The following is a 12,729-nucleotide window of genomic DNA, read 5'->3' as shown; positions in this document are numbered from 1 at the left end:
GAAAGGTGTACATTTATGAAAAAGTTAATTAGAATGAAACGCTTATGGATTAGTGCTGGATTGCTTCTGATTCTAATTTCTGTATTCTTTTTTCACGCAGTCAAGCCATTACCCGATGGTATTTCTTTTGAAGGAGGTATTTACTATACAGATGACATCCAGTTTTTAACAGACCTTACCTACCAAACGGCTGAAGGAGAAATAGAATATGAACAAGAGATCTTTGAGGAAGTTTATCGGCTGATAGAGGAGGCAGAGGATTTTATTCTAGTTGATATGTTCCTATTTAATGATTACTCAGACGAGGATCGCCATTTCCCCAAATTAAGTACAAATCTTACTGAAAAAATAATTGCACAGAAACAGCGGTTTCCTGAACTGCAGGCTGTGTTTATTACTGATCCCATTAATACTGGCTACCATTCCCACGCCAATAAAAATCTGCAACGATTAAAAGATAATGGGGTAGAGGTTATAATTACAAGTCTTAGTGAACTTAGGGACTCGAATCCTATTTACTCCACAGTATGGAGAACTTTTTTTCAGGTGTTTGGACAAAGAGGATCCGGCTGGATTACCAATCCGTTAGCTTCTGAAGGTCCGGATGTTACGCTCCGTTCCTACCTGAAATTGCTTAATATTAAAGCCAATCATCGAAAGGTTGTTGCTTCAGAGAATGCAGCGTTGATTACATCAGCAAATGCCCATGATGCAAGTGGTTTTTTTTCTAATATCGCTTTTAAGGTAGAAGGTGATATTATTCGTGATATTGTGTCAGCAGAGCAAGCGGTAGTAGACTACTCAATTGATGATATAGAGCCTGTTAACATCAGGAAACCTGAAAGGCGCGAAGAGGATGATACTGGAGCCATCGCCATGCAATATCTAACCGAGGGGGAAATTCTTAAGCATACTTTGAAGGAGATAGACAGTGCGGAAGCCAATGATGAAATTTGGCTAGGAATGTTTTACCTGGCTCAACGTGAGGTTATTGGTGCACTATTGAACGCTGCAGACCGTGGGGCCGAAATTCGGATGATTCTGGATCCCAATGTAATCGCATTCGGTACTCAAAAAACAGGTCTGCCAAATTTACCGGTCGCCTCTGAATTGTATAATAAAGACAACATTACCGTCAGGTGGTATGATTCGGAACAAGACCAGTTTCATACAAAGCTCATGTTCATTAATAAAGCTGAAGAGGGTGTACTTATTGGTGGATCGACCAATTTTACGAAACGAAACCTCGATGACCTTAATCTTGAAAATAACCTGAAAGTTACTGCCGCTATGGATGAAGAGATTATGCGAGATGTTGAATCGTATTTTTACCGGATATGGGAAAACCAGGATGGTATTTTCACTGCAGATTATGATGCTTACCAAGATCAACTAACACCAATTAGAAAAGCTACATACTGGATACAGAAGTTGGTTGGCTTCACAACATACTAAATGATTGTAGAGCTGGATGTATTGTTCTACAATACTAAAGTAAGACTTGAAAAGAAGGCTATACCGCTGCAAAAGATAAACAGCAGATTAAAAGGAGCATACACATGTCAATAGATGGTAGGTACCGTAAGAATATCAATCCAGGTTTAGAAGTGAAGGTAGTATTGAAAAAAGATCAGCGATCCGGTAAAACAACTTCTGGAATAGTAAAAGATTTGCTTACCAATTCTTCTTATCACCCACATGGTATTAAAGTCCGTTTAGAGGATGGACAAGTTGGCAGGGTGTATACGGAATAATTAAAATGCCTGTCACTTAGCGGTGGAAGCCGCCATGTAGCAGGCATTTTAATGAATTAATCAACTGTTTATTTTCAAAAACTTTTTAGTTTACCAATTTCTTCAAAATCTGAGCGTTGGTAAATAGCAAGACCATCCCGTTGACTACGGTTTGTTTAGGATGCGGTGGCTTCCGCTTCCCGCCTTTTCTCGGAAGCATCAACGACAACGCTGGCTGATGCGTCACCCATGACATTTACGGAAGTACGCATCATATCCAGAATGCGGTCGATCCCAGCAATTAATGCAATCCCTTCTAGGGGTAAATTAACTGCTGCTAACACCATTGTTAGCATAATCAGACCAGCACCTGGTACACCTGCAGTTCCAATGGAAGCAAGTGTAGCTATCAAAGCTACGGTCATAATTTGAGCAAATGTTAATTCAGTACTGAAGTATTGAGCGATAAACACTACGGCTATCCCTTGATAAATAGCTGTTCCATCCATATTGATGGTCGCCCCCAAGGGAAGTGTGAAACTGCTTGTTTGTTTAGAGACACCTAAGTTTTCCTGTGCGTTTTTCATAGTGACTGGCAACGTTCCTGCACTACTTGCTGTACTAAAAGCGACTGTTGCTGCGGGGAAGATACCTTTGAAAAATACAATAGGGCTCATTTTACCAAATGAACGTACAGCCGAAGAATAAACAATCCCGGCGTGTATAATGCATGCTACAAGCATAGCCAGAATTAATTTAATTAAAGGCAGAAGAACGGATAGCCCATACTGTCCAACGATAGGTGCAAGTAAACCGAATATCCCAAGAGGAACAAGTACCATAATAAGTCCGGTGATTTTATACATTATTTCAGCTAACCCATCAAAGAATCGCTGCACTGGCAAAGCCTTTTCCCCAACTAACATGATTCCGATTCCTAAAAATATAGCAAAAAAGATAATTTGAAGTACATTACCAGATGTTAATGATTCCATGGGATTAGTTGGAATGATATTCAGCATGGTCTGAACAAAGCCTTCAGTTTCATTTACTGCTGCTTCGCTTTCCACCACAATATCGAGACCTTTCCCTGGAGAAAATAAATAACCTGCTGTTAAACCAATTGAAATAGCGATGAAGCTTGTAATCAAATAGTAGGAAATTGTTTTTCCACCTAATCGGCTCAGTTTCTTTATGTCCCCCGCACTAGTAACACCAACAACAATTGTAGCTAAAATTAACGGCACGATAATAAAACGAATCAAACGCAAAAACAGATCACCAAGCGGCTGGACCAATTCTGCTCTTTCACCGAAAAACAGACCAACAATTATTGCAAGGATAAAAGCAATGATAATTTGCCAAAAGAAATTCTTCTTCATTAAGACCCTCCTTCAATTAGAGTGGTGATTCAGTTTGATACCTCCTTTAAATAAGCTGTGCTATTATGTTATTCATCATTATGTTTGAAAATTCTAAAAAGGATAAAAGTGAATAAATAATTCTTATATATTTCACATAAAAGATTACTGAATAATTGACTTTACGCATGTTCAATTGTAGACTATATACAGTGATATATTTATAAATTTATGAGGTGAAATTATGATACAGTCAGTGTTTACAATCGCTATTATCTTAACAATAGCAATCATCGCAATAAGCTTTGTCCTCTCTAAAAATTCATCGAAGGACAAATACACTAGCTATTTCCCGAGCATTATATTAATAATTATCGGATTATTATTGCTTGGTGCAGCATCTCTATTTGATAAAATTGAAATTATGGGTGCTGGACTTGGCGGTTGGGGGATTGCATCGCTATTTGCAGCAGCAATCGGCTTAATCATTACGTCAATCCTGGATACGTATGCAAACGCAAATGCAAAAGCAAAAGCATAATAGACAACAAAAAAAGAGCGGGTTTTTTTCCGCTCTTTTTCTTATTCGTAAATGTGTAGTACGGTATTACTTCAAATATGTGTTTCCATCCCGCTGTTCAATCTTTCCTTCTTTCATGAGTCTGCCAAGTGCGCGTTTGAAGGATGCTTTGCTAATATTAAATGTTCCACGTATATCCTCGGGATCACTTTTATCAGTGAATGGAATGGCTCCATCGTTTTTTTCCAGATGTTCAAGAATGGCATCAGCATCCTCACCCATACTGTCTTGTTTTAATGGGCGGAGGGAGATGTTGACTGTCCCATCCGGTTTCACTTCTATAACGCGGCCAGAGACGAGCTCACCAAGACGTGGTTCCTGTTTTCGTTCTGTGTGATGGATGAATCCGCGATAATTTTCTTCTGTTATAATTGCAGTACCTTCTCTGTTCGTAAAATATACCCTGCCACTCACTGGTTTATTCAGTAATTCATCTGGTGCCTGGTCTATTGTCCTTTCAATAATTCCTTCTGTTGCAGGAATAGCGAGCAGGCGATCCTTTTGGTCTTTTCCTAATGTAACGAAAAGCTTATCGCCAACCTTTGGCCAAACATCTTCAAATAACGGCAGGTCATCTACTGAAACAAGCATTTCTTTTGCGATTCCGATAGTAACAAAAGCCCCAAGCTTCGGAATTACTTCTACTACTTCTGCCCAATCGTACGCATCCATTAGGACGGTGGGTAAGGACGTAGTCGCAGTAACATTACCTTTTTTGTCATTGTATAAAAATACATCAACTTCCTGGTCAATTTCGAGCTCTTCATCAGTTTCATTGTGGTGCAAAAGTGCTTCCTCTGTATCCTGCTTAAGGACATAGCCTGTATCAATTTTACGGAGTACTGTCATTGTCTGAATTGTTCCTAGTGGTAGTGTATTCATTTAGCTGACCTTCTTTCTTTTATAGTAAGTATTTGTCTGTACTTGGTGATAGTATGTATTGGAAAAGGGGCACTCATAGTAAGAGTACCCCTTTGATTTCTAAAGTAACACATAAGCTTCAATTTTATTTTATCCCGAATCAATCGGGTGGGAAATTCATCTCATTATGCCGGAGCATACATTGTTTTAATGTGCAGCATGGATTAACATTAACTTCTTTTTCTTAACTCGCAAGATTCGAGTCTCGAGTCTTATAAGAATCATTTCACTTTAACCGCGGTACGTGTTCCACTGGATGATGTTCTCTAACTTAAGCAACGTAAACCCTACCTGCTTTTACGTCCTTGCGACCCTTTAGTCGCGCCAGTGTGAATAAGCTTCTTCAAAAACATTACGTAGAATGCCAGAATAACTTATTTGTTACTTCATTTCGTTAACTCAACTATAATCTCATATATGGATTAGCTTGTCAAGTTCAAATGTCTTTTTTCGAGAAAAGTTGTGTGGATACGGCTATTGATACATATAAAATTACTATAGAAACGAGTGGCAAGATCAGAAATGGTTGAACTGGAATATGCTTTTCAACTAGTAAAACAAACCCGGGGTCTAGATCGTTAAAGATGATCATATCCTGGTCCTCCATGCTTAAAACAGTTATTAGTGCGCCGAGCAAATAAAAGGTAGTTATGAATACAATAATTAGGACACACACAGCCGCAATTATAAATGACCGAAATAAATAAAAGAACGGAATTACAATTGCTGCGATTAATGCAGAGAGACTGGCCAGTATCATGATTTCCTTCCAACTATACACATAGTTGGAAGCTTCGAAAAAGGGTGGTAACACGTGACCTATTATCCATTGATAAATAAGTATACATAATGCAAAAATGATAACCGATTGGTATCTGCTTTTGACAATACTGCTTTTTGAAATAGGTAAGCTTACTAAAAAATGATTTGCATTCGCGCGCGTATCATAATAAAAAAGGGTGATGATTGAAGTTACTAAAACTATGATATACGTGGATATCGGTGGGAGATTAACTGCATAACCTATTGGTATCAAAATAAAAACCGATAAGATCGCTCCCCAGGTATGTACTAAAAAATCATACTTAACAAGTTGTTTCATTTATTTTTTCCTCCCTCTATATAATATCTTTTCTCAAAAAAATCAATGCCGAAAGTTTATAAGACAGATATAAAAACCAACTGAAAATTTGGCCAGAATTAAAGAAGGCTTTATGGCTAATACGGAACGCTGTTTAACGGATTTATCTAAGTAGGGAAGATTATAATGTGCATTAGAATAAATGAATCACAGTTACAGTAAAAAGCCCTACCTGCTGAATACAATTTTTTTCAAATTAAAAGGCATACTTAAAAGTAAACGATTTACATAATCTTGTTGTCATAAAATACATTGAAAATAAAACCGAGCATTATACCGACATACATGAGGGTATTTGGCATATTCATAGGAAAAGAGGGTGAAAAGAAATAAATAGGATTTATATTATAGTTAAATAAAAGTTGCGTTTTAGCATTTGTAGCACGATTAGTTCTCCTTTCTAGTCATGAAATACATGATATCTTCGAGTGTTGCATGATCAATCACAATTTCATTGCCAAATGTATTGAAAATAGATGGGTTCCCCTCAAATAAGGCGCTAAATCCTACTTCTGTATTTTGAATTCCAATAAAAAGTTCCTTAGTATCCGCGTCTATCATGTCCCGTTTCCCTTTTATGACATGGAACTGTCCCTTTATGTCATCCATACTTTGCTGAAGAATGATCTTTCCCTGATAAATGAAGATAACGTGATCTGCGATGCGATCCAGGTCTGTTGTAATATGGGTGGATAAGAAAATCGTTTGGTCTTCATTTACCATTAAGTTCTGCAGAAGATCCAATAATTCCCTTCTGAAAATAGGGTCCAGACCTCCTGTTGGCTCATCCATTACAATAAATTCGGGCTCGTGTGAAAGGGCAAAAAGGAGGGAGCACTTCATTTTCATTCCCCTCGAAAACTTCTTCAATTTTTTACGTGTCGGAAGCTCAAATTTTGCTAAATAGCTTTGAAACAAATTCTCGTTCCACGTGTTATACAATGGTGCAATAAATGATTTCATCTTTTTAATTGTAAATTCTTCATACATATAAAGATCATCATAGACAAAGCCAATTCTTTGTTTAATGGTGTGGTCTTTATGTGGTGTTCCAAACAATTTGATGTTTCCTTCATCCAATTGTAAAATGTTCATCATCATTTGAATCGTTGTCGTTTTCCCACTACCATTAGGACCGATGAACCCGGTAATGTAGCCCTTTGGAATATTGATGTTTAAATTCTCAATAGAAAAGTCCTTCCGTTTTTTGGTGACATGATGAAATTCAACTGTATTCATGTTATAGGTCCTCCTCGTAATAAATATCAATAAGCTCGATTAGATCAGATTTCGCTAAACCTAACCGTTTGCCTTCTTGAACGACTTTTTCTAGATCATTTTCCAGCTCACGAACCTGCCATTCTCTCAGGACGTGTGGTTGCTGGCCAGCTACAAAAGTTCCTTTGCCGACTGCAGATAGTAAATAACCTTCGTGTTCCAAATCCTCATACGCGCGCTTAGTTGTTATGACGCTTACTTTTAAATCTTTTGCAAGAACTCTCATCGAAGGAAGGGCATCGCCTTCCTTAAGTTCGCCAGAGAAAATGTGCTGTTTTATTTGTTCTTTAATTTGTTGAAACAGTGGTTCTTTACTCGTACTGGCGATTAGAATATTCATCAGATTATCCCTCGTTTTATAATTGTATATATACAATATATACAATATACACAAATTAAGTCAATAGAAAGATTTAAATTATGTTTGAAGGTTATTGCGCTTTAATCTGCCTCAGATTGTTCCAAACGGGGAGGAATGTCATCAAAGCACAGAACGGAATGTTTTTATTTAGTTAATAATGGGTAACTTACTGATATGTGCATTAATAAATTAGAATTAATAAATGAAAGGATGATAAGTATATGCTACGAACAATATTAATGGTTATTGGTGCGATTGTTGTGATAGGTTGGATTATTTCCATGTTATAATTAATAGAGCTGCTGAAGTAAGTTTCAGTGGCTTTTTATATGAAGGGATTACTTTAATTTTTTCATAGATTGACATCATATATTATTTTATATATTATTGATTTATTATGATAAAGGAAAACAAACAACAAAAAGTGTATCGGTTATTAAAGGCAAGAATAATTGAACGGGTGTATGTTCCTGGACAACGTATTGTTATTGATCAAATTGCGAAAGAACTGGAAACCAGTTCCATTCCAGTAAGGGAAGCAATTCGTCAGCTTGAGTCAGAACGGTTAATATTTTACAAGCAGAATGTTGGTCCAGTCGTAGCGGAAGTAAATGAATCGGATTACTCAGATACTTTACGTGTGCTAGCTGTTTTGGAAGGCTATGCGACGGTACTGAGTGCCCAGCGATTCCCTGGAAATAAAATCAAGCAGCTGAAAGTTCACAATAAATTAATGGAGGAGGCTCTTGAGGAGTTTGATATTATAAAATACAGTAAGTTAAATACAGCATTCCATCAAATGATTTGGGAAGAATGCAATAATAACTACTTAATGGAGTCGATAAAAGATACGACAAGCCGCCTTGATTCTATTCGAGGTGTCGGTTCAACGTTATATTCCATACGAGTGAAGGAATCAATAAAAGAGCATGAAGAGATAATTTCCCTGTTAGAAAATGGTAGCGATTTCCCCGAATTGGAGCAATTAAGCCGCCAGCATAAAATAAAGACAGCCGAAGATTTTGAAAGACGACGATTAAAACAAACATAAAAACAGATGAACCTGTATAGCAACTGTTAAAAGCAGTTACTGTATAGGTTTTTCTTTTTTTCTCTAACTCTTTTTTCTCGTGGTTTGTAACTATTTATTTAAACTGCAACGTATCTTTAGCCTAGCTCCTCCCATCATTATTAGATGAGTCCAGCGCTGGGGGGCTTCAGACTGTTCCATGTCCTTTAGGATCTTCAGCTGCTACTATTCCCCGTGAATTTATGTCATGTTGCAGGTAAATTCTCATCTTTTAGATTTCCAGCTAAGAAAAAAAGTAATGTTGACATTATATGCGAAATCATATACGATTTAATTATTCAGAATATTAGTAGATATTTAAAACTAAAAATTGGAGGGATTGCAATGTCATATGATGAAGCGAAAAAGCGTTTCAGAGGATCGATTTCCCCAGTAATTACACCATTTCACCAGGATGAATCGATTGATTATGTTAAATTCCAGGAGCTGATTAATTGGCATATCGCTAGTGGAAGTCATGGTATATCGGTAACTGGAACCTCTGGAGAACCGAGTTCGATGTCCATTGAAGAGCGGGAAAAGGTTATGGAAACAGCTTGTAAAACAGTAAACGGCAGAGTTCCTTTTTTACCAGGTACAGGGTCCACCAATCACCAGGAAACACTTCGAATGACGAAAGCCGCACAAGAGATGGGGGCAGATGGCGCGATGGTAATTGTCCCCTACTACAATAAGCCAAACCAACACGCCCTATACAAACACTTCAAAGCAGTTGCAGACTCTGTAGATATTCCAATCATACTTTATAATATTCCAGGTAGAACAGCCGTGAATTTGGAAGCGGTTACAATATCGAGATTAGCAGAGGATTGTCCTAATATTATAGGGGTCAAAGAGTCCAATAAAGATTTCGAGCATGTAAATAAGGTCTTGTTGAAATGTGGAAGAGATTTTAATTTGTATTCTGGAATTGAAGTTCTATGTTACCCAATGCTGGCAATCGGTGGCGCAGGACATATTAGTGCAACAGCAAACGTTGCGCCAAAAGAAGTTGCTGATATTTTTAATAAATGGGAAGCGGGAGATGTTAAAGGAGCACAGGATATGCATTATGAAATGATGCCACTAAATGATGTGCTTTTTCGCGACACAAATCCAGCACCAGCCAAATCTGCTTTAGGGATGATGGGCAAGATAGAGCCGGTTTTACGCAAGCCACTGGATGTCCCATCTATGGAAATTCAAGAGGAAATCAGAGATACATTAGTAACCTATCAATTAATCAAAGAGGATGTACACACAATTTAAGTAAAGAAGGTGAATCAGTTGGAACATAAAAAGGTGGCAGATGTACAGCTCTATATTAACGGAGAATTTATACATGCTGCTGGATCGGGGTACTTCGATAACAAAAACCCCTTTACAAATGAAGTAATAAATCGCATAGCTAAAGGAGACCGATCTGATATTGAAAAAGCGGCAACAGCTGCTCAAGAAGCTTTTCTTAATGGACCATGGGGAAGTATGAAGCTCAAAGACCGCATGATGTATATTGAGCGAATTGCAGATTTGATTGATGAGGAAGTGGATGAAATCGCTATACTGGAAACGCTCGATACCGGCTTGCCCATCAGCCAAACACGTAAGATGGTAGGGCGGGCAGCTGAAAATTTCAGGTTCTACTCCCGTATGGTTCAGACGAGAATGCATGGGGATGCATACCAGGTTGATGATGAATTTATTAATTATACTGTCTACCAGCCACTTGGAGTTGTTGGTTTAATCACCCCATGGAATGCACCTTTTATGCTGACAACATGGAAGATCGCACCAGCCCTGGCAACAGGTAATACAGTCATCTTAAAACCGGCTGAGTTGTCGCCACTCTCCGCAAATAAAATCGCTGGAATTATGAAAAAAGCAGAACTGCCTAAGGGCGTGTTCAATGTCGTCCATGGATTTGGAGAAACGGCAGGTGATGCACTTGTCAAAAATGAAAAAGTAAAAGCCATTTCATTCACTGGTGAAACTACTACAGGTAAGACGATCATTCGCAATGCGGCTGGCACATTGAAGAAAACTTCGATGGAGCTTGGCGGGAAGTCACCATTAATCGTCTTTGATGATGCTGAGTTTGAACGTGCCCTTGATGCAGCAGTCTGGGGGATATTCTCCTTTAATGGCGAACGGTGTACAGCAAACTCCAGGGTTTTCTTGCATAAAAATATAAAAGATAAATTTGTCAGCAAATTAAAAGAGCGTGTTGACAACATTGTTATTGGAGATCCTGCCGCTCCAGAGACTCAGATCGGACCCTTGATAGACCACAGTCATTTTAATAAAGTGTCTGGATATATTGAAATGGCAGAAGAAGAAGGCTGTGCAATTTATCAAGGCAGCGTTCCAGAAGCTGTTAAAGCAGGTAATTTCGTACCACCAACCTTATTGCTGGAAGCAAGCAATGATATGCGCATATGTCAGGAGGAAATTTTCGGCCCGGTAATGGCTGTAATTGAATTCGAAACAGAAGAAGAAGTTGTGAGGATGGCAAATAACGTAGAATACGGATTGGCAGGATATGTCTGGACGAATGATATAAAACGAGGTCATCGTGTAGCACAGGCGATAGATTCAGGAATGCTTTGGGTAAATGCCCAGAATGTTAGAGACTTACGAATTCCGTTTGGCGGCATGAAGGCAAGTGGAATCGGTCGCGAAGGCGGACATTTTGCAATAATGGAATTTTACACTGAACCAAAAGCAATCCATGTAGCAATGAAGGATCATCACATTCCACAGTTTGGAAAGAAAAAATAGGGAGGGAAAACGATTATGCCAGCAAAAACAGGTGCAGCTTATATTCGCAGATTAAAAGAAGCAAAGAATAATATATATTGCCAAGGGGAGCGCGTTGATGATGTGACGGAACACCCGGCTTTTAAGAATGTCGTAAAATCGATGGCCGATCTTTATGATTTACAGTATGAAAAGAAAGATAAAATGCTGTATACATCACCAACAAGCGGTGACATGGTGGGTATGACTTTTTTGCAGCCGAAAACAATTGAGGATTTAATTTTAAGACGGGAAGCAATACAGGAATGGGCAAGGACCTCTGGTGGGATGATGGGTCGATCCCCTGACTATCTGAATGCAGAAGTAATGGCTATGGGAATGAATAATGGTTTATTTGCAGAAGCCGATCCACGCTTCGCTGAGAATGCACGTAATTATTATGAATACGCCAGAGAAAATGATATAAGTCTGACACATACATTAATTCACCCACAGGTTAACAGGGCAAAAATGCAGCATCAGCAAAAGGATGCAAATGTTGCCCTGCATTTGGTAGAGGAACGCTCGGACGGAATAATTGTTGATGGCATACGCCTGCTTGCAACTCAAGGTGGAATTACAGACGAAATTCTAGTATTCCCCTCAACTGTTAAAAAGGCCGGAGAACTTGACGACCCTTATTCACTGGCATTTGCCATACCGAATAATACGCCTGGTCTAAAATTTATTAGTCGTGAGTCATTTGATTACGGGAAAAATGATTGGGATCATCCACTCGGTTCCCGTTTTGAAGAGGGCGATGCAATTGTGTCCTTTGAAAATGTCTTTGTACCGTGGGAACGTGTCTTTGTTTGTGGAAATTCATCTGTTTGTAATCGGACCTTCCGAGAAACAAATGCTGTTGTACACATGTCTCACCAGGTTGTATCGAAAAACATTGTGAAAACAGAATTCCTCCTTGGTGTTGTACTAAGCATGATGGATGCAATTGGTATTGATCAGTTCCAGCATGTGAAGGACAAAGGAACGGAAATAATGCTGACATTGGAGACGATGCGCTCCCATCTGTATCGCGCGGAGCATAATGCGAAACTCGATAAATCGGGAACGATGACACCAGACTTCGATGCACTAAATGCTGCTCGTAACTGGTATCCAAGGATTTACCCACGCATGGTAGAAATAGTGAAAATACTGGGTGCATCTGGCTTAATGGGAATTCCCACCCAAGCAGATTTCCAGCATGAGGAGATCGGACCAATCATCCAACGAGGTCTGCAAGGCAAGAATCTGGATGGCTATGAGCGTGTTCAGCTATTCCGACTGGCCTGGGACATGACCATGAGTTCATTCGGCAGCAGGCAGGCACATTACGAATATTATTTCTTTGGGGACCCGGTTAAAATGGGTATGACTTACTTTGATGAATTTGAAAAAGATACGTACAAAAGCTATGTCGCTGACTTTATGAAAAAATCAAGCGGAGTGAAGATTTAAAGTAGATACAGTGGTTTATCAAGTGATAGCT

Annotated in this window: 12 protein-coding genes; 7 read left to right on the top strand and 5 right to left on the bottom strand. The window is 38.7% G+C overall.

Features of this window, described 5'->3' with window-relative positions:
* The first annotated feature begins 15 nt into the window (after positions 1-15).
* The gene (locus QGM71_RS05770) at positions 16-1,455 is read left to right on the top strand and encodes a phospholipase D family protein (protein ID WP_327606579.1); all 1,440 of its coding nucleotides are present in this window, start codon (positions 16-18) and stop codon (positions 1,453-1,455) included.
* A gap of 104 nt (positions 1,456-1,559) precedes the next feature.
* Positions 1,560-1,754, top strand: a complete 195-nt coding sequence (locus QGM71_RS05765; protein ID WP_327606578.1) for a YwbE family protein — start codon at positions 1,560-1,562, stop codon at positions 1,752-1,754.
* A gap of 155 nt (positions 1,755-1,909) precedes the next feature.
* On the opposite strand, the gene QGM71_RS05760 is transcribed toward QGM71_RS05765, so the two are convergent.
* On the bottom strand, positions 1,910-3,115 hold the full coding sequence (locus QGM71_RS05760; protein WP_327606577.1) for a dicarboxylate/amino acid:cation symporter: 1,206 nt from the start codon (positions 3,113-3,115) through the stop codon (positions 1,910-1,912).
* A gap of 223 nt (positions 3,116-3,338) precedes the next feature.
* Between QGM71_RS05760 and QGM71_RS05755 the strand changes: the two genes are divergently transcribed.
* Positions 3,339-3,635, top strand: a complete 297-nt coding sequence (locus QGM71_RS05755; RefSeq protein ID WP_327606576.1) for a hypothetical protein — start codon at positions 3,339-3,341, stop codon at positions 3,633-3,635.
* Positions 3,636-3,701: 66 nt separating this feature from the next.
* On the opposite strand, the gene QGM71_RS05750 is transcribed toward QGM71_RS05755, so the two are convergent.
* The 4 genes from QGM71_RS05750 to QGM71_RS05735 all read right to left on the bottom strand — a co-directional run bounded on the left by QGM71_RS05750 (position 3,702) and on the right by QGM71_RS05735 (position 7,354).
* Complete coding sequence (locus QGM71_RS05750; protein WP_327606575.1) at positions 3,702-4,556, bottom strand: CvfB family protein; 855 nt, start codon at positions 4,554-4,556, stop codon at positions 3,702-3,704.
* Positions 4,557-5,031: 475 nt separating this feature from the next.
* A complete protein-coding gene (locus QGM71_RS05745; RefSeq protein ID WP_327606574.1) occupies positions 5,032-5,697 on the bottom strand; it encodes an ABC-2 transporter permease in 666 nt (221 codons plus the stop codon).
* Positions 5,698-6,123: 426 nt separating this feature from the next.
* Complete coding sequence (locus QGM71_RS05740; protein ID WP_327606573.1) at positions 6,124-6,975, bottom strand: ABC transporter ATP-binding protein; 852 nt, start codon at positions 6,973-6,975, stop codon at positions 6,124-6,126.
* 1 nt (position 6,976) lies between these two features.
* Positions 6,977-7,354 carry a GntR family transcriptional regulator gene (locus QGM71_RS05735; RefSeq protein ID WP_327606572.1) on the bottom strand — a complete coding sequence of 126 codons (378 nt, stop codon included), beginning with the start codon at positions 7,352-7,354 and terminating at the stop codon, positions 6,977-6,979.
* A gap of 445 nt (positions 7,355-7,799) precedes the next feature.
* On the opposite strand from QGM71_RS05735, the gene QGM71_RS05730 reads away from it, so the two are divergent.
* From QGM71_RS05730 to hpaB, 4 genes are all read left to right on the top strand, one after another.
* Positions 7,800-8,426 (top strand): GntR family transcriptional regulator, encoded by a 627-nt coding sequence (locus QGM71_RS05730; protein WP_327606571.1) that lies wholly within the window; start codon positions 7,800-7,802, stop codon positions 8,424-8,426.
* A gap of 363 nt (positions 8,427-8,789) precedes the next feature.
* Positions 8,790-9,713 (top strand): 2,4-dihydroxyhept-2-ene-1,7-dioic acid aldolase, encoded by a 924-nt coding sequence (hpaI, locus tag QGM71_RS05725; protein ID WP_327606570.1) that lies wholly within the window; start codon positions 8,790-8,792, stop codon positions 9,711-9,713.
* Positions 9,714-9,722: 9 nt separating this feature from the next.
* Positions 9,723-11,222 carry a 5-carboxymethyl-2-hydroxymuconate semialdehyde dehydrogenase gene (gene hpaE, locus QGM71_RS05720; protein ID WP_407702994.1) on the top strand — a complete coding sequence of 500 codons (1,500 nt, stop codon included), beginning with the start codon at positions 9,723-9,725 and terminating at the stop codon, positions 11,220-11,222.
* A gap of 15 nt (positions 11,223-11,237) precedes the next feature.
* Entirely contained in the window at positions 11,238-12,698 is a 1,461-nt protein-coding gene (gene hpaB, locus QGM71_RS05715) for a 4-hydroxyphenylacetate 3-monooxygenase, oxygenase component (protein ID WP_327606568.1), read from the top strand.
* The last annotated feature ends 31 nt before the right edge of the window (positions 12,699-12,729 follow it).

This window comes from Virgibacillus tibetensis (assembly GCF_036026595.1).
Lineage (GTDB): Bacteria > Bacillota > Bacilli > Bacillales > Amphibacillaceae > Virgibacillus_P > Virgibacillus_P tibetensis.
This window is presented reverse-complemented; position numbering and strand designations above follow the sequence as displayed.